This window comes from Pseudomonas tolaasii NCPPB 2192, from assembly GCF_002813445.1.
Classification (GTDB): domain Bacteria; phylum Pseudomonadota; class Gammaproteobacteria; order Pseudomonadales; family Pseudomonadaceae; genus Aquipseudomonas; species Aquipseudomonas tolaasii.
Genome location: NZ_PHHD01000001.1, coordinates 3,127,441 through 3,144,739 on the forward strand (window position 1 = coordinate 3,127,441; position 17,299 = coordinate 3,144,739).

The 17,299-nt window shown below is 61.2% G+C and carries 19 protein-coding genes and 1 tRNA gene; 12 read left to right on the top strand and 8 right to left on the bottom strand.

Annotation, left to right across the window (positions count from 1 at the left end):
• Position 1 precedes the first annotated feature (1 nt).
• Positions 2-562, bottom strand: coding sequence for a glycine cleavage system transcriptional repressor (locus tag ATI14_RS14515; RefSeq protein ID WP_003189463.1), 561 nt, complete (start codon positions 560-562; stop codon positions 2-4).
• Positions 563-835: 273 nt separating this feature from the next.
• On the opposite strand from ATI14_RS14515, the gene dapA reads away from it, so the two are divergent.
• From dapA to ATI14_RS14540, 5 genes are all read left to right on the top strand, one after another.
• Positions 836-1,714 (top strand): 4-hydroxy-tetrahydrodipicolinate synthase, encoded by an 879-nt coding sequence (dapA, locus tag ATI14_RS14520; RefSeq protein ID WP_016971338.1) that lies wholly within the window; start codon positions 836-838, stop codon positions 1,712-1,714.
• Positions 1,715-1,731: 17 nt separating this feature from the next.
• Positions 1,732-2,847 (top strand): outer membrane protein assembly factor BamC, encoded by a 1,116-nt coding sequence (gene bamC / locus ATI14_RS14525; RefSeq protein WP_016971339.1) that lies wholly within the window; start codon positions 1,732-1,734, stop codon positions 2,845-2,847.
• Between the two features lie 4 nt (positions 2,848-2,851).
• A complete protein-coding gene (locus ATI14_RS14530) occupies positions 2,852-3,610 on the top strand; it encodes an MBL fold metallo-hydrolase (RefSeq protein WP_016971340.1) in 759 nt (252 codons plus the stop codon).
• 27 nt (positions 3,611-3,637) lie between these two features.
• Complete coding sequence (gene purC / locus ATI14_RS14535) at positions 3,638-4,351, top strand: phosphoribosylaminoimidazolesuccinocarboxamide synthase (protein WP_016971341.1); 714 nt, start codon at positions 3,638-3,640, stop codon at positions 4,349-4,351.
• Positions 4,352-4,434: 83 nt separating this feature from the next.
• Positions 4,435-4,524: transfer RNA gene (locus ATI14_RS14540), tRNA-Ser, on the top strand.
• A gap of 88 nt (positions 4,525-4,612) precedes the next feature.
• Here ATI14_RS14540 and ATI14_RS14545 read toward each other — a convergent pair.
• The 3 genes from ATI14_RS14545 to ATI14_RS14555 all read right to left on the bottom strand — a co-directional run bounded on the left by ATI14_RS14545 (position 4,613) and on the right by ATI14_RS14555 (position 6,544).
• On the bottom strand, positions 4,613-4,900 hold the full coding sequence (locus tag ATI14_RS14545) for a type II toxin-antitoxin system RelE family toxin (protein ID WP_016971342.1): 288 nt from the start codon (positions 4,898-4,900) through the stop codon (positions 4,613-4,615).
• A complete protein-coding gene (locus ATI14_RS14550) occupies positions 4,890-5,129 on the bottom strand; it encodes a type II toxin-antitoxin system RelB/DinJ family antitoxin (protein ID WP_026083362.1) in 240 nt (79 codons plus the stop codon). Before ATI14_RS14550 ends, ATI14_RS14545 begins: the two co-directional genes overlap by 11 nt.
• A 188-nt stretch (positions 5,130-5,317) precedes the next feature.
• The gene (locus ATI14_RS14555) at positions 5,318-6,544 is read right to left on the bottom strand and encodes an MFS transporter (protein ID WP_080519989.1); all 1,227 of its coding nucleotides are present in this window, start codon (positions 6,542-6,544) and stop codon (positions 5,318-5,320) included.
• 468 nt (positions 6,545-7,012) lie between these two features.
• Between ATI14_RS14555 and ATI14_RS14560 the strand changes: the two genes are divergently transcribed.
• From ATI14_RS14560 to ATI14_RS14575, 4 genes are read left to right on the top strand one after another with little or no spacing between them, the layout of a single operon-like run.
• Positions 7,013-7,561, top strand: a complete 549-nt coding sequence (locus tag ATI14_RS14560; protein WP_016971346.1) for a cytochrome b — start codon at positions 7,013-7,015, stop codon at positions 7,559-7,561.
• Positions 7,562-7,604: 43 nt separating this feature from the next.
• Positions 7,605-8,156, top strand: coding sequence for a tetratricopeptide repeat protein (locus tag ATI14_RS14565; protein ID WP_031319812.1), 552 nt, complete (start codon positions 7,605-7,607; stop codon positions 8,154-8,156).
• 60 nt (positions 8,157-8,216) lie between these two features.
• On the top strand, positions 8,217-8,714 hold the full coding sequence (locus tag ATI14_RS14570) for an RNA polymerase sigma factor (protein ID WP_016971348.1): 498 nt from the start codon (positions 8,217-8,219) through the stop codon (positions 8,712-8,714).
• Complete coding sequence (locus ATI14_RS14575; protein ID WP_016971349.1) at positions 8,711-9,478, top strand: anti-sigma factor family protein; 768 nt, start codon at positions 8,711-8,713, stop codon at positions 9,476-9,478. Before ATI14_RS14570 ends, ATI14_RS14575 begins: the two co-directional genes overlap by 4 nt.
• Here ATI14_RS14575 and ATI14_RS14580 read toward each other — a convergent pair.
• From ATI14_RS14580 to ATI14_RS14590, 3 genes are all read right to left on the bottom strand, one after another.
• A complete protein-coding gene (locus tag ATI14_RS14580; protein WP_016971350.1) occupies positions 9,467-10,492 on the bottom strand; it encodes an AraC family transcriptional regulator in 1,026 nt (341 codons plus the stop codon). The two genes, ATI14_RS14575 and ATI14_RS14580, sit on opposite strands and share 12 nt — an antisense overlap.
• Before the next feature lie 27 nt (positions 10,493-10,519).
• A complete protein-coding gene (locus tag ATI14_RS14585) occupies positions 10,520-11,341 on the bottom strand; it encodes an SDR family NAD(P)-dependent oxidoreductase (RefSeq protein ID WP_016971351.1) in 822 nt (273 codons plus the stop codon).
• A 74-nt stretch (positions 11,342-11,415) separates the two neighbouring features.
• A complete protein-coding gene (locus ATI14_RS14590) occupies positions 11,416-12,396 on the bottom strand; it encodes a LysR family transcriptional regulator (protein ID WP_016971352.1) in 981 nt (326 codons plus the stop codon).
• A 157-nt stretch (positions 12,397-12,553) separates the two neighbouring features.
• Here ATI14_RS14590 and ATI14_RS14595 point away from each other — a divergent pair, with 157 nt between their 5' ends.
• From ATI14_RS14595 to ATI14_RS14605, 3 genes are all read left to right on the top strand, one after another.
• A complete protein-coding gene (locus ATI14_RS14595; protein WP_016971353.1) occupies positions 12,554-13,873 on the top strand; it encodes an MFS transporter in 1,320 nt (439 codons plus the stop codon).
• Positions 13,874-13,885: 12 nt separating this feature from the next.
• Complete coding sequence (locus ATI14_RS14600) at positions 13,886-15,115, top strand: Zn-dependent hydrolase (RefSeq protein WP_016971354.1); 1,230 nt, start codon at positions 13,886-13,888, stop codon at positions 15,113-15,115.
• A 61-nt stretch (positions 15,116-15,176) separates the two neighbouring features.
• On the top strand, positions 15,177-16,202 hold the full coding sequence (locus ATI14_RS14605; RefSeq protein WP_016971355.1) for a histone deacetylase family protein: 1,026 nt from the start codon (positions 15,177-15,179) through the stop codon (positions 16,200-16,202).
• Between the two features lie 40 nt (positions 16,203-16,242).
• Here ATI14_RS14605 and ATI14_RS14610 read toward each other — a convergent pair whose 3' ends face one another.
• Complete coding sequence (locus ATI14_RS14610) at positions 16,243-17,115, bottom strand: SMP-30/gluconolactonase/LRE family protein (RefSeq protein WP_231124398.1); 873 nt, start codon at positions 17,113-17,115, stop codon at positions 16,243-16,245.
• Positions 17,116-17,299: the final 184 nt, after the last annotated feature.

The following is a 17,299-nucleotide window of genomic DNA, read 5'->3' on the forward strand; positions in this document are numbered from 1 at the left end:
CTTACATTGGGTTCTGTGGGCGCCAGGGTTCGATCAGTGCGTCGAGATTCAGCGCATCGGCGAAGTCGAGGAACTGATCGCGCAACCAACTGATTTGCACGCCGGCCGGCAAGGTTACGGTAAACGTGGCGTTCAACATGGTGCCGCCGGTTTGCGGGGCCTGGTAGGTGTCGCAGGTCAGGTTCTCCAGCTCGACGTTGTGGTCGATGAAGAACTGGCACAGCTCGTTGACGATGTCCGAGCGGTAGGCCGAGCTGACATACGCCACATACGGCAGCGCCTGCGGACGGTTTTCCAGCGCGGCGCTGCGCACCACGTTGACCGTGAAGTCATGCTTCTTGGCCAGGCCCGGCAAACCGGTTTCGAGGCGTGCCAGGGCATCCCAACTGCCGGAAATCTGCAGGACCAGTGCGCTGCACTCGCCGTGGCGGGTCAGGCGGGAGGTCACGACAGCGCAGCGGTTCTCATGGCTGGCGCGGCACAGGACGTTGGTCAGCTCCATGGGGTTGGCGCCGAGGGCACTGATGACAAGGAATTGTTCGCGAACTGTGGGGGTGGACATGCAGCCTTCCTAAAGCGATGAGCGGTCGATACCGTATGGGCTGTATCGATCAAAGGATGAAGGGTAGCGAAAAGCGCCGCCAAGGGCTAGGAGGTGGCGTTTTCATTACGCGATCGGTCTGATTTCAGCGTGCTTCAAGCCAGGCATTGGGCCAATGATGGCATTGCCCGTCGTTTAGTTGCTGCAGAACGCATCCTCACGCGGTACTTCGCTTGTACAAGCATCTTGGCGCCAGTACCATTACGGCTCTCTTTTTCCGGCAGGAGCGGTTGCATGATTGCGGGCAGTATGGTGGCACTGGTCACACCCATGGATGCACAAGGTCATCTCGACTGGGATAGCCTGGGCAAACTGGTGGACTTCCACCTGCAAGAGGGCACCAATGCCATCGTGGCGGTCGGCACCACAGGTGAGTCGGCCACCCTCGATGTGGAAGAACACATCCAGGTCATCGAATTCGTGGTCAAGCGTGTCGCGGGCCGTATCGCCGTGATCGCAGGTACAGGCGCCAACTCCACGCGTGAAGCCATCGAACTGACCAAAAACGCCAAGAAGGCCGGCGCCGACGCCTGCCTGCTGGTGACTCCGTACTACAACAAGCCGACCCAGGAAGGCCTGTATCAGCATTTCCGTGCCATCGCCGAAGCCGTAGACATCCCGCAAATCCTCTACAACGTGCCTGGCCGTACCGCCTGCGACATGAAGGCCGAGACCGTGATTCGCCTGTCCACCGTGCCGAATATCATCGGCATCAAGGAAGCCACCGGCGACCTGCAGCGCGCCAAGGACATCCTGGCCGGCGTCAGCAGTGACTTCCTGCTGTATTCCGGCGACGACGCCACCGCTGTTGAGCTGATCCTGCTGGGCGGCAAGGGCAACATTTCCGTGACCGCCAACGTCGCCCCGCGTGCCATGAGCGACATGTGCGCCGCCGCCATCGCCGGTGACGCCGCAAAAGCCCGTGAAATCCACGAGAAGCTGATGCCGCTCAACAAAACACTGTTTATCGAATCCAACCCTATCCCCGTGAAATGGGCATTGTTCGAGATGGGCCTGATGCCGGACGGTATCCGTCTGCCGCTCACCCGCCTCAGCGAAGCCTGTCACGAACCGCTGCGATTGGCCCTGCGCCAGTCCGGCGTCCTGGTTTAATTGAGGAAGCACTACGCATGAAGCGATTGGCCGGACTTTCCGCACTTGCCTTGATTATCTCCAGCACCAGTGGCTGCGGTTGGATCTGGGGCCCGGAAGGCTACTTCCGTGACCGCGGCAGCGATTACCTGGAAGCACAAGCAACCAAACCGATGCAATTGCCACCGGACGTCAATGTCGCCAAGCGCCTTGACCCGTTGCTGCCGATTCCGCGCAACGTCGCCGACGATACCGCCAAGGGCGAGTTCGTGGTGCCACGTCCACAGCCTATTTCGGCTGTAGCGGAGGCTAGCGATTACAGCCTGCAGAAGAGCGGCGACAACCGCTGGATCATCGCCCAGCGCCCACCTGCCGAAGTCTGGCCGGTGGCGTTGCAGTTCTTCCAGGACAACGGTTTCCGCATTGACCAGCAGCGCCCGCAGACCGGTGAGTTCACCACGGCCTGGCAGCGCGGCAGCGAGCTGTCGGCCAACATGGCCCAGCGCCTGCAGGCCGGTGGCGTAGCAACCGACAGCGAAGCCCGTGTGCGCGTGCGTATCGAGCCAGGCGTGCAGCGCAACACCAGTGAAGTGTATGTGGTCAGCGCCGAGCGTCCTGCCGGCAGCACGTCCACTGTCGATTTCACCCCGCGCTCGGTCAACACCGGCGTGGACGCTGCACTGGTCGACGAAATGCTCGCCAGCATGAGCCGTATCTCCGAGAAAGGCGGTTCGGTTTCCCTGCTGGCCGCTCGCGATTACGACACGCCCAACCGCGTCAGCCTCACCGAAGATGGCAGCGGTAACGTGGTCCTGAACCTGGGTGAAGACCTTGACCGTGCCTGGGCCAGCGTTGGCCGTGCCCTGGAGCAGGGGCCGTGGCGCGTTGAAGACATCAACCGCAGCCTGGGCCTGTACTACATCAACGTGGCTGAAAAGGCCGAGAAGAAGGACGACGAGCCAGGCTTCTTCGGCAAATTGTTCGGCAGCAAGCCGACCAAGGAAGAGATCGAAACCCGCGCCGAGCGTTATCAGGTTCGTTTGAGCAAGGTGGGCGAAAGTGTGCAGGTTACCGTCGAGAAGAATATCAACACCGTTGCGCCGGCTGAAACAGCCCGCAAAGTGTTGGGCGTGATTCAGGACAACCTGGGCTGATCCGATGCGTTTTGCCGTTCTCGGCAGCGGTAGCCAAGGGAACGGCACGCTGGTCGCACATGACGACACGTATGTGCTGGTGGATTGTGGTTTCTCGCTCAAGGAAACCGAGCGGCGCCTGCTGCGCCTGGGGGTTCACCCCGCGCAGCTGAGCGCGATTCTGGTGACCCACGAACATGCCGACCACGTGCATGGCGTGGGTTTGCTGTCTCGGCGCTACAATCTCCCGGTGTATTTGAGTCGCGGCACGCTGCGCGGGATGCGCAAACCCATTGAACCCGCAGGCTTCCTGGCCGGTGGCGAACAGCTTCGGATCGGTGCCTTGAGCATTGATGTGATTGCCGTGGCGCACGATGCCCAGGAGCCGACGCAGTATGTGTTCAGTGATGGTGAGCGGCGTTTCGGCGTGCTCACTGACCTGGGCTCCTACTGCTCAAAGGTGCTGGACGGTTACCGTGACCTCGATGCCTTGATGATCGAGTCCAACCACTGCCGGGACCTGCTGGCGCGCGGTCACTATCCCTACTTTCTCAAGCAGCGGGTGGGCGGCGAGCTGGGGCATTTGAACAACCACCAGGCGGCGTACCTGGTGTATGAGTTGGGCTGGCAAGACTTGCAACACCTGGTCCTGGCCCACCTGAGCAGCAAGAACAACCTGCCGCAGCTGGCCCGGCAATGTTTTGTCGACACCCTCGGGTGCGACCCGGACTGGCTGCAACTGGCCGATCAAGATTCAGGGCTCGACTGGCGACACATCGCCTAGCCCACCTTTTAGCAAGCGGAGCCCATCATGGAAAAACGTGAAGAACTCTACCGCGGCAAAGCCAAGTCGGTGTACAAGACCGACGACGCCAACCGCCTGATCCTGCTGTTTCGCAACGACACCTCGGCGTTCGACGGCAAGCGCATCGAACAACTGGATCGCAAGGGCATGGTGAACAACAAGTTCAATGCCTTCATCATGCAAAAGCTCGAAGCGGCCGGCATTCCGACCCAATTCGACAAACTGCTGGGCGACAACGAGTGCCTGGTCAAGAAGCTCGACATGATCCCGGTTGAATGCGTCGTGCGTAACTACGCCGCCGGCAGCCTGGTCAAGCGTCTGGGCGTTGAGGAAGGCCTCAAGCTCAACCCTTACACCTTCGAGCTGTTCCTGAAGGACGACGCCAAGGGCGACCCGTTCATCAACGAATCCCACGTGGTGGCATTCGGTTGGGGCACCGCCGAGCAACTGGCGCGCATGAAGGAGTTGTCCCTCAAGGTCAACGAAGTCCTGAGCAAATTGTTCGACGACGCCGGCCTGCTACTGGTCGACTTCAAACTGGAGTTCGGCGTGTTCCACGACGGCTCCATCGTCCTGGGCGACGAATTCAGCCCCGACGGCTGCCGCCTGTGGGACAAGGACACCAAGAAGAAGATGGACAAAGATCGCTTCCGCCAGGGCCTCGGTGACGTGATCGAAGCCTATGAAGAAGTCGCCAACCGTCTGGGCGTACCGCTTTAATCGACGCAAGCATCTGATAGCACGGAAAAAAATCGCATTTGGGGTTTGCTTCCGAGAAACACACTGTTATGATGCGCGCCGTTGGAGAGATGCCAGAGTGGCCGAATGGGACGGATTCGAAATCCGTTGTACCTTCACCGGTACCTAGGGTTCGAATCCCTATCTCTCCGCCATTACATAGAAAAAGCCCCGCAGCTGAATAAGCTACGGGGCTTTTTTGTTTTGACGAATTTGTTTATGACAGGGCCATCAAATTTACGGCTAGCTCAATCGCTCGGATGCCTTCTGATAAACCTGATCACGCTCCCGTTTATCTACGGCCACCACAAACACGGTAATTTCCTGATCAATCACTTGATAAACCAGCCTGTAACCACTGCTACGCAGCTTTATCTTGTAACAGTCCGGCAGGCCATGCAGGCGGTTAGTTTCAACGCGTGGATTTTTCAGGATTTCCACCAACTTCTTCTTGAGCTGCTGACGGACGGTGTCGCCGAGTTTTTGCCATTCCTTCAATGCGCGGGCATCAAAATCGAGGCTATAGGTCATCTATGGAAACCTTTACGCGTTGAGGAGACGCCAGTCGTTCTCGCACAGTGGCCATCAGGGCTTCATCGTCCTCAGTCATCAGCACCGGCTTGAAGGGCAACTGACCACGGTCTGCCACATACTGCAGCGCTTGGCGCATGAGTTCGGAAGGCGTGACGCCGAGTTTTTCCAGTTCAAGGTAGGCGCGAGCTTTCAGGTCGTCGTCGATTCGAATATTGATGGAGGCCATGAAAAAAAAACCGTGTAATGACATTTGTCATTACCTTGAATCAAGCCTGCATTGTTGGCAAGTACGTGTCGACGCATGGTCCTCATTTTCCGCCACGCCCCTCGGTGACCGCATCACGCCGTACCTGCAACAAAAAAAAGCCTGCAGAGCTCAACGCTCAGCAGGCTTTTTTGGTCGTTACGGACAGGTCAGGCGGCTTGTGCCACCGCGCTATTACTCACATTGCGCCCCAACACCAGCACCGTCACAAAGCCAACGCCAACCAACGCCGTGGCCAGGCTCAACAGCACCGACGTGCCCATCTGGTCAACAATCCGCCCGCCGAAGAACGAGCCCAGCGCGATAATCACCTGGAACAGCGCGACAAACAGCGGCATACCGCGTTCTACGTCCTGGGGCGCTACCACAAACATCCAGATACTTGCGCAGGCCGGGAAGGCGCCGAAGGCGAAGCCCCAGAGAGCGATGAGCATGGTTGCGCCGGTCAAACCGGTGGCGAAGTACGGAAACAGGGCGGTGCTGGTGCCGATCATCAGTGCGACCAGCAACAGCGTGTAACGCACGCTGCGATTGGCGGCGAAACCGGCGAAAACGTTACCCGCAACGCCTGCCACGCCAAACATCAGCAGCAGGGAGCCGATGGTCGGGCCATCAAAGCCGGAGCTGTTTTTGAAGAACGGCGCCACATAGGTGTAGGCGGCAAAGTGCGCCAGGCCGATCAGCAAGACGGCGATCAGGCCGACCCGTGCGCGCGGGTTGATAAACAAGGCCGGCAGGTCACGCACGAGGATGGCTTTTTCCGGTTTCAGCGTAGGCAACAGGAACAGCTGCGCCACCAGCACCGGGATGCCGAGCAGTGCGGTCACCAGGAAGGTCATGCGCCAGCCCATCAGGCCGCTGAGCCAGGTGCCGACCGGCACGCCCAGTACGGTGGCCAGGGTCACGCCCATCATGATGATCGAGGTGGCCTTCGCGACGCCCACGCCGTTGGGCGCCAGGCGGCCACTGAGGGCAATGGCGGTCGCCCAGAACCCGCCGATGCTGATGCCCAGCAGCACGCGGCCGAACAGCAGCAGGCTGAAGTCGCTGGCGTAGGCCACGACCATGTTGGCGACGATCATGATCAGCGTCAGGCCGATCAGCAGGTAGCGGCGGTCCATTGCGCCGATGATGACGGACAGCAACGGCGCGGCGAGGGCGGCCATGATGCCGGGCAGGGTCACCATCAGGCCGGCGTGGCCGGCGCTGATGCCCAGGTCGGCGGCGACGTCGTTGAGTACGCCCACCGGCAGAAATTCACTGGTCACCAGGGCGAAGGCGCCCACGGCGACCGACAAAATCGCCAACCACTGCTGTTTGACGCTTTGTTGGCTATGTTCGGGAAGGCCGCGAGGGGCCTGGCTGGCACTTGGCATGGTGTCGGGTTCCAGGTTGAGCGTCGCCTGAAGCCAGGCGAGGGGGAGGGAAAGTGGAGGCGATTATAGGAATCAGTGTTGAAAATCGGGCAGGCGCTCGTTTCGATAGTAATCATCAGTGCAATCGATGCAACGCTCTAGCACGCACTGCATCACCCGTCCGTGTTTCGCACAGCTCTCCAAAACCCTGCCTACAGGCGGCGCATTGTGATACCACCGGCCGCTGAAACCCTGAGCAACCCCGACGCCTCTGCCATCGCCAAAAGCCTCGCGGCCTCGGTGCTTTCCCAGGCCAACAAGGAGCGCGGCAATTGAGATACACCAGAAGCTAAGCCGAACAGCCCCGTAGCCGAGCACGCTACGGGGCTTTTTTGTAGGGCTGGCCGCAAATGAAACAAATAATGACGAGCTCCCCGAATATTTTCCCGCGCTGCGGTGTTCACCCCACAGACCACCCAGGAAATGTCCATGAACACCACCGTCGCCCGCTACGACCGCCTGACCCGCATTTTTCATTGGCTGACTGCCGCCGTGGTGATCTTCATGTTCGCCAGCGCGCACATCTGGGAGAACCTCGAGAAAGGCACGCCGTTACGCAAGGGCCTGCAATCGGTGCATATCTCGCTGGGTATCGCCCTGGCCGTGTTGATCGCGGCGCGGATTATCTGGCGTCTCAGCGGCGGCAATCACCCAAAAGCCGACAGTCACCCCGCGCTTAACCGCCTGGCGAAAATGGCGCATGGTTGCCTGTATCTGTTGTTGCTGGCGCAGATCGTGTTGGGCTTTGTATTTCGCTGGGCTCAAGGGGAGCCGTTCAGCTTTTTCGGCCTGTTCTCCGTCCCGGCGCCCTTCGCGATTGATCACGCCTGGCGCGGTACCCTCGGCGGCCTGCATAACAATGTGGCCTGGGCGATCATCCTGCTGGCAGGCCTGCATGCCGGGGCAGCTCTGTGGCATCACTACGTGATGGGCGATAACACCTTGCGCCGCATGCTGCCCGGCGCCCTTCAAAAATGAGCATTGCTGCTGTACCTCCCTTTCGCTACGGAGCATGACCGCCATGAAGAACCGCCACGAACATCCGATCACCTACCGCACCGCGCTGTTTTTCGGCGCCTGCATGGCTGCTGCATTGCTGGCCGGCCAGGCGCGCGCCTCGGGCGACGAGTCGGCACCGCCCAAGCCCAACTGCCCCAAAGGTCAGGTGTGGGACAGCAAAACCGGCAAGTGTGTGCTGCAAACCAGCAAGGCCACTTCGGACGCCGATCGCACCGATTACGCCTATCGCCTGGCGAAGGATGGGCGCTACGACGAAGCCCTGGCCCTGCTCGACACCCTGCAACAACCGAACACGGCCAAGGCCCTCAACTATCGCGGTTATGCCACCCGCAAACTCGGGCGTACCGATGAAGGCATCGGCTATTACCTCCAGTCCGTGGCCCTGGACCCCAACTACGCCCAGGTTCGCGAGTACCTGGGTGAGGCCTACGTGATCAAGGGCCGCGTTGATTTGGCCCAGGAACAGTTGGTGAAAATCAAGGCCTTGTGCAGCACCACCTGTGAAGAATACGAAGACCTGGCCCAAGCCATTGCCGCAGCGCCCCAGGCCTGAACCCGGTGAGTAAAAACGCAGGGGGCCGCCATTACTCAAGAGGCTGAGTTTCGTCGCGAGTTGGGCCTGCTGTTGCCGCGTTTATGGCGATACGGCCTGGTGTTGTCGCGACAAAAGCATGTGGCCGAGGACCTGGTGCAGGCCACCTGCGTGCGGGCGTTGGAGCGTGCCGGGCAGTTTGCCTCCGGCACGCGGCTGGACCGCTGGTTGCTGGCGATCATGCACTCGATCTGGCTTAACGAACTGCGCTCGCAGCGCGTCAGGCAAGGGCAGGGTTTTGTCGATGCGGAGCAGGAACTGGCCTTCGACGGAGAAAGCCTGGCCCAGGATCAGGTGCTGGCCGCGCAGGTCATCAAGCGCGTGAACGGGCTGCCGGAAGCGCAACGGGAAACGGTATTTCTGGCGTATGTCGAAGGGCTTTCCTACAAGGAGATTGCCGACGTGTTGCACATTCCGGTGGGAACGGTGATGAGCCGGCTGGCGGCTGCACGCCTGAAGCTTGCGCAAACAAACCCGCCAAAAAGCGTGCAGGAAAAAACCGGCGGAGAACGGCGATGACTCACCCTAATGCACCGTCCGACGAACTGTTGGTGGCTTACCTGGACGGTGAACTGGAGGCTGACCAGCATCAGCTTATCGCCGACCGGCTTCAAACAGATTCCGAGCTGGCTGCTCGTCTGCAAGCCTTGTTGTGTGCGGATCTACCGTTCAAAGCGGCGTTTGATTCGCTGCTGGAGCAGGCCCCGGACGAGCGCCTGCATGCCATGCTCAAGGCATTGCCACCAACTCCAACCGCCACCATGAGCCGGCGCGGCTTTCTGGCCGTTGCAGCCAGTTTCGCGGTGGCGGGCGTTGTCGCCGACCGCCTGTTCATGGGCTGGCCCCATACAGAATCCGGGCAGGGCTGGCGCGCGTCGGTCGCTGAATACATGGCCTTGTACACGCCGCAGACGCTGGAAAACCTCAGCGCCGACCCGGCTGTGCACCTTGCCCAGCTCAGCTCCGTGGGCGAGCAGTTGGGTTTGCCTTTATCGATGGCGTCCGTGAGCTTGCCCGGCGCCGAGTTCCGCCGCGCGCAGATCCTCGACTATGACGGCGTAATGATCGGCCAATTGACCTATCTGGACCCGCGTCACGGCCCGTTGGCGCTGTGCATCACGGCTGCAAAGAAGGGCCCGCAGCCCATGGCCAACGAGCAGCGTCGGGGGATGAACGTGGTGTTTTGGTCCAGCCCGTCCCATGCCTTCATGTTGATCGGCAGAAACCCGTTTGAGGACCTGCGCATCATGGCTGGCAGCGTGGAGAAGGCATTAATGGCTTGAAGGCACCTGCGACGCCCGCCAGCGTGCGGGCGTGGTGCCTTCCCACGAGCGGAACGCCCGGTAGAACGAGTTGGTGTCTTCGTAGCCGAGCAGGCAAGCAATCTCATCCATTTCGATAGAGGGCTCGGCAAGCAGGTGGCGCACCACTTCCTGGCGCGTCTCCAGCATTAACTGACGAAAGCTCGTGCCTTCCTCGGTAATGCGTCGCTGCAACGTGCGCTCACTCATGCCCATTTCCCGCGCCACATCGACCATCTCGGGCCGGCCGCTGGCGAGAATGTGTTTGAGGGCGCGTTTGACCTGTTGGCTGACCGTATTCGGTGCCGTCACTTCCGCCAGTGCCGCCACCAGTGCCGGGTTGAGCATGTCGAGCAGTTCAGGGTTGTGCCCCGGAAACGGCCGGTTCAAATCGTCAGCATTGAACACCAGTGCATTGCGCTCGGCCCCGTAGCGTACAGGGCAGCCGAAGAAGTCGGCCAGGGCGGTATTGCCGCTTTTCGGCCGGGCGAGTTCGACGCTGCGCGGCACGATGTGCACCCCGGAGCCGCGTCGGCCCAGTTCGACGAACGACACGAATGCCGCGTCGATCAATAAGCTGGGCGATTGCTCCTGAGTGCGCAGCCAATCGATGGTGAGGGTGCAGGCATTACCGGCTTCGACCAGCCGCATCCGCTCGGGCGTACACAGCTGCTTGAAGCGCGCGAGGCGCTGCAGCCCGTCGCGAAAGTCGCGGGCAATAAACGCCGCAAAACTGGAGGGCGGCAGGCGGGTGCTCTCAAGCCCGGTGACCAGCAGAATTCCGGCTGCCGGGTCCGGGTTGAGCACGCTCACCGCCTCCCACAAGCGAAAAAATTCGTGGGTGCTGACCTGGCGGCGGTCCCGGCGTTCATGCAAGTTAAGCGTCACCGGCAAGCGTGCCTGACGCAGCACCGCAGACGGTTCCAGCCCGATGTTTCTGAGGGCTTGCCAGAAAACATCCGGGATATTGAAGCGCGATGGGCGTGTGTCAGGCATGGGGCACCTTGCTGTCAAACGATCACATCAGTCAGAGGCCGACACACTGAGGTCATGCCATTTTTTGTCGGAGGCCGCCAAATCTTCGGCTGCCCTGGCCGCATATTGCACGGCGTCGGCACCGATCAACAGGCGCAGCGGCGCGTCTTTGCTCAGGGCCAGTTCCAGTACGATCTCGGCCACCCGCGCCGGGCCGGTCGGCAGAATGCCCGGAGAGCCGATCAGTTGCACGAGTGCACCGACGGTTTGCTGATAGGGCTCGCTGATCGCTGGAATCGTCATGGAACTGCCCGACCAATCCGTGCGCATGCCACCTGGTTCCAGCACTGTCACCTGAACGCCCAGCGGTGCGACCTCTTGCGCCAGCACCGTGGAAAACCCGCCAACGGCCCATTTTGCACTCTGGTAAGCCGCCAGGCCCGGCATGCCAATGCGCCCGCCCAGGGACGATACCTGAATAATATGCCCGCTGCCCTGGCGTCGCAGCACCGGCACCACGGCCTTGCTCACGTTCACCACACCATAGAAGTTGGTGTCGATCTGCGCCTTGAAATCGTCCGGCGTTACATCTTCCACCGACGCCACATCGCCATAGCCTGCATTGTTGACCACCACATCCAGGCGGCCAAAATGCGCCACGGCCTTGTCGACAGCCTGCGCCACCTGGCTGATGTCGGTCACATCCAGCGGCAAGGAATAGACCGCATCGCCGAATTCGGCGACCAGATCATCCAACTGACGAGGGTTGCGTGCAGTGGCCGCCACCCGGTCACCCGCACGCAATGCCGCCTCGGTAATGGCGCGGCCAAGGCCACGTGAGCTGCCGGTAATAAACCAGATCCTGGACATGTAAACACCTCTTTGTGTGGGATGGCTTAAAAAAGCCAGAGCACAAAGGATGGGCGATGGAGTCGGTGACTACACTAGCGGGAGGGCGCCAGGTGACTTGCAAAGTGCGCCAATTGTTGGTCGGCCAACCGCCCCGAAAGGCTCTCAATAAACACCGTCTCCGCCCGGCTCATCTTCTGCTCCCGGTTCCACAGCAGGTGAATATCCACGTCCGCAATCCCTTCATCCGGCGGCAGCCGCCACAGCAGGCCGTTTTTCACGTCGTCGGCTACCACATGAATCGGCAGGCAACCCAGGCCAAACCCGGCGATCACCAGGCGCCGTACTTCTTCAAGGCTTGAGGACGAGGCCACGATCCGCCCGCTGAAGCCCTGCTGGTCACGGAAAATCGTCAGGGGCGAGAGCATTCCGCCGATCTGGTCGCTGGTGAAACTCACGAAGTTTTCCGACTGCAAATCGCCCTCGGCCAAACCGCTGCGCCCGAACAAAGGATGGTGTCGCCCGCAAAAAAACGCATAACGCTGGCGCAGGAACAGGTGCTGTTCCAGGCGCGGTTGTGGCCGGCGGTTGAGGCTCAGGCCCAGGGTGGCGGTTTTCTCCAGCAGGGCGGCGACGATGTCCGAGCTGCGCATCACTTCAACCTCCAGGTCCACGCGCGGGTGCTCGCGGTGAAAGCCGGCGAGGAAGTCATCAAAGGTGTCCGAGTTGATGCGGCTGATCATCAGCAGGCGCACTTTGCCGATCACTTCATCGCCGGGTTTTTGCAGGGCGTTGCTCATCTGCGACACCTGGCCATACATCTCGCCGGCGATGGCGAAGATCTGCTCGCCCGCCTCGGTGAGTACAAAACGCGGACCGCGGCGCACGATCAGTTGGCAGTCGAGCTGTTCCTCCAGGCGTTTCAGCGCCTGGCTGATCGCCGGTTGTGTCAGGTGCAGGCGGGCGGCGGCGCGGCTGATGCTCAGTTCTTGGCCGATCACGCGGAAGGTGCGCAGCAGGTTCCAGTCCAGCCGGTCGTTGAGCAGCGGGTGAATATCACGGCGAAGGTCAGACATGGTGCGGCTCAATAATAAGCAGGATTTATAATTGGAATAATAAATAGAAAATTGACTAATCATAGCCCCGCGACGATAAATCACCCTTAACGAGCGCCATCAGAGCGCACCTGACTGATTTTCTCCTGCCAAAAAAATAACCAAAGGAGCCAGCCCCATGAAGCCATCCGCTTCGCCGCAGCCTCGCCGTGCTGCGGCCGCCGCTTTTATCGGCACCATGATCGAGTGGTACGACTTTTACATCTACGCCACCGCCGCCGCGCTGGTGTTTGGCCAGCTGTTTTTTCCCTCCGACGACAAACTGTTCAGCACCATGGCCGCGTTCGGCACCTTTGCCGTGGGCTTCTTCGCACGGCCGTTGGGTGGCATTGTGTTCGGGCACATCGGCGACCGTATCGGGCGCAAGAAATCCCTGGTGATCACCCTGGTGATGATGGGCGTGGTCACCGTCTGCATCGGCCTGTTGCCGACCTATGCGCAGATCGGTGTGGCGGCACCGGTGCTGTTGATTCTGCTGCGCGTGGTACAAGGCATTGCCGTCGGTGGCGAGTGGGGCGGAGCGGTGTTGATGGCCGGCGAGCATGCGCCCAAGGGCCGCCGCAACTTCTTTGCGTCTTTCGCGCAACTGGGCAGCCCGGCGGGGTTGATCCTGTCGCTGCTGGCCTTCAGTGCGGTGACGCGCCTGCCGGAAGACGCCTTGCTGAGCTGGGGCTGGCGCCTGCCGTTTCTGGCCAGTGCCCTGTTGTTGGTTGTCGGCCTGGCGATCCGCCTGGGCGTGAACGAGTCGCCGGAGTTCCTTGAAGACAAAGCCCTCGCCGAAAAAGCCCGGGCCATCAAGAAAGACCAGGCCCCGGTGCTTGAAGTATTGAGGACCGCCTGGCGCCCACTGCTGCTGTGCATCGGTGCCAACACCCTGGGCATTGCCGGTGTGTATTTCACCAACACCTTCATGATTGCCTACAGCACGCAACAACTGGGCCTGCCACGCTCGCTGATTCTGGAGTGCCTGTTCTTCGTTGCCATCATCCAGTTCTGCATCCAGCCGCTGGCTGCCTGGGTGGCAGAGAAAGTCGGGGCCACGCGTTTTCTGTGCGCCATGACCGTATTGGCGATGGCTTCTCCTTATCCCATGTTTGTGCTGGTCAGCAGTGGCCAGGCGCCGCTGATCATCCTCGGCATCGCGTTGGCGGTGGTGTGCATGGCCTCGTTTTATGCGGTGATCGCAGGCTTTGTCAGCGGGCTGTTTGAAACCCGCGTGCGCTACACCGCGATTTCCATGGCCTATCAGGTGTGCGGCGCGCTGGCGGGTGGCCTCACGCCGCTGATCGGCACTTGGCTGGCCCATGAATACCAGGGCCAATGGTGGCCGATGGCAGTGTTTTACAGCCTGATCGCGGCGGTTTCGCTGGTGTGCGTGTTGGCGTTGTCGCGCCGTCACGCCACGGCCCATCGCCTTGAAATGGCTCACAGTGTTTGAGGGAGATTTGTAATGTTGAAAATCAATGGCGAGCGCCTGTGGGCGAGCCTGATGGCCATGGCCGAAGTCGGCGCTACCGCACGCGGCGGCAGCTGCCGCCTGGCGTTGAGTGCCGAAGATAAAGCCGGTCGCGAACTGTTCAGCCACTGGTGCACCGCCGCCGGCCTGACCCTGAGTGTGGACGCCATCGGCAACCTGTTCGCCCGCCGCGCCGGAACTGAACAGGAGGCGGCCCCGGTGATGATGGGCAGCCATCTCGACACCCAGCCCGAAGGCGGGCGCTTCGATGGCGTCTACGGCGTACTGGCAGGCCTTGAAGTGCTGCGCAGCCTCGACGATCACGGCATTCAGACGCGCAAACCTCTGGAAATTGCGGTGTGGACCAACGAGGAGGGCGCCCGTTTTACCCCTGCCATGCTCGGTTCGGCGGTGTTCACCGGGACCTTGGCGCTGGACAAGGCGCTGGCCACGGCGGACATCGACGGCATCAGCGTCGCAGAGGCATTGCGCAGCAGCGGCTACAACGGTGAGCGCCCGTTGGGCGGTGCGGTGGATGCGTACTTTGAAGCCCACATCGAACAGGGGCCGATTCTGGAAGACAACGCCAAAAGCATCGGCGTGGTCACCGGCGGCCAAGCGATTCGCTGGCTCGATGTACGTGTCGAAGGCATGGCCGCGCACGCCGGCACCACGCCGATGCCACTGCGCAAGGACGCGCTGTACGGCGCCGCCAAAATGATCCAGGCCCTGGAAAACCTCGCGGCGGATTTCGCCCCCGAAGGTCTGACCACCGTGGGTGAACTGAGCATTGCCAAGTCCTCGCGCAACACCATTCCCGGCCTGTTGAATTTCACTGTGGACCTGCGCCATCACCGTGACGCCGACATCGATGCCATGGAGCAGCAAGTGCGCGCGCGCCTGCAGGCTATCGCTGACAAGCGCGGCCTGAGTATCACCATCAGCCCGCACTGGATCAGCCCCGCCACACCGTTTGATGCCGACTGTGTGGCGTGTGTGCAAACGGCGGTGGACGCGTTGGGTTACAGCCAGCAACGCATCGTCAGTGGCGCCGGGCACGACGCCATTCACCTGGCCCGTTACTGCCCGACGGCGATGATCTTTATCCCGTGCGTCGGCGGCTTGAGCCACAACGAAGCCGAAGATGTGCTGCCCGAGGACGTGCGCCAGGGCACTGATGTATTGCTCAACGCCGTGTTGCAGCGCGCCGGCCGGGTTGACTGACAACCCCGTTCTGAACTACCGAACCCATTCCACAGGTTTCATGGTCATCCAGGAGCATTTGATGCGTACTTACTTTCACCCCGAACAACTCCTGCACCATCCGCGCAGTTATTACTCCCGTGGCCAGATGCGCACGCCGCAGGAAGTCCCCGAGCGTGCCCGCAACCTGTTGCAGGCGGCGCAAACCCTGGGCTTCGATATCCAGCAACCGGCGGACTTCGGCCTCGACCCCTTGCTCGCCGTACACGGCGCGCCTTACCTCGCATTCCTGCAGGAAGCGCATCAGCGCTGGAAGGACATTCCCGAGGACTGGGGCGATGAAGTCATGTCCAACATCTTCGTGCGCGAACCCAACGCCTTGCGCGGGATTCTCGCCCAGGCCGCACGCTACCTGGCCGATGGCAGTTGCCCGATCGGCGAACTGACCTGGCGCTCGGCGTACTGGTCAGCGCAAAGTGCGGTGGCCGCCGCCCGGGACATACTCGATGGCGCGCCCGCCGCCTACGCCTTGTGCCGTCCGCCGGGCCACCACGCCCGTCATGAGGCGGCGGGTGGTTTCTGCTACATCAACAATGCCGCGGTGGCGGCGCAGGTCCTGCGCGAAGGGTTCCAGCGTGTCGCCGTGCTGGATACCGACATGCACCACGGGCAAGGCATTCAGGAGATTTTCTACGAACGCGACGACGTGCTGTATGTGTCGATCCATGGCGACCCCACCAACTTCTATCCGGGCGTCGCCGGTTTTGACGATGAGCGGGGTGCCGGTGCGGGTGACGGCTTTAACCTCAATTTGCCGATGCCCCACGGCGCCAGTGAAGCGCTGTTCTTCGAAAAGCTCGAACTGGCCCTGGCGGCAGTGAAGGCGTTCTCGGCGGATGTGCTGGTGGTGTCACTGGGGTTTGATATCTACGAGCTGGACCCGCAGAGCAAAGTCGCGGTGACGCGCGAAGGCTTTGCGCGACTGGGTGAATGCCTGCGCGGGCTGGGGCTGCCGTGCGTGATCGTGCAGGAGGGCGGGTACCATCTGGAAACGCTGGACAGTAATGCGCAGGCATTTTTCGAGTGCCCGCAAGCCTGGGCACTGTGACAAAAGCCCATCGCCAAAGATGGGCACCTGGCGCAGTGATTCAGGGTTTCACGCCATCGATGGCCAGTTTCAGGACGCGGTCACGGCCGCCTTCCGCCAGTAAATAGGTGCCGTCACCGGTCCGCACTATCGACTGCGGCGCCTTCAGGAATGACAGGATCGTCTGCTGGCGTCCGTGCTGGTCGATCAACAGCAGCCGCGCCCGGTGCGTCGAGTCTTCATTGACCCATAACCCGCGTTCGTCGCACATCAGGAAGGTCGGCTTGTTCAAGCCGGCCACGATTACCGGGTCGCTGCGGTCGTCGGTCAGTTGGCGTATCACGCCTTTTTTCTTTTCGGTGTAGAGCATGCGCCCGTCGGTACAGCGCGCAATGGACTCGCCTTCGTTCAACTGGTCGCGCAGCACGGTCAGGGACTGGTCGCTCCAGCGGTAGCGCATCAGCCGCCCGTTTTCCTTGCGGTCTTCAATGGCGTAGAGGTCATCGCCTTCGACCCACAAACCCTGCACGTTTTCGCCCCGGAACAGTTCGGTGACCACGCCATCCTTGAGAAAACTCACGGGCGCGTCGCCGGTTTCCTGGCTGAACACCCAACCGCCGTGGGTGGCGAACATGCCGTCGGGTTTGGACAGGTTGGCCACCACCACGTCGCGCTGGCCATCGGGGTGGATGCGCACGATGCTGCCCTTGGCGTCGTTGAGTTCCTGGCTGACCATCAGCGAGCCGTCCGCCAGTGGCATCAGTGACGCGGCTTTCGGCACGTCGCGGTGCACGGTCTGCACGCTCCAGCCGGTTGCTGCGCTGACGGGGTAAAAGCTTTGCCAGGCGAAGAAGCCCAGGGCGGCGACGCCGGTCAAACCGAGCAGGCCTGATCCCACTCGCAGCGCTCTAGTCAGCGATCCGTTACCCTTCATTGCAGACGTCCTTGGTTATAAATTGCAGCGTAGAACAAACCCGCGATCGAGCCTGTCCAGCGTCTTATCGTGTTAGCGCTTGCGGTGAAAAGGCTATCGGGTAGCTCACTGTTTCTCAACGCCTTTTCGTAGATTGTCAGCCCTGTTCAAACGGGGCGGGCTGCAAGCAGTGACGCAGTTACGC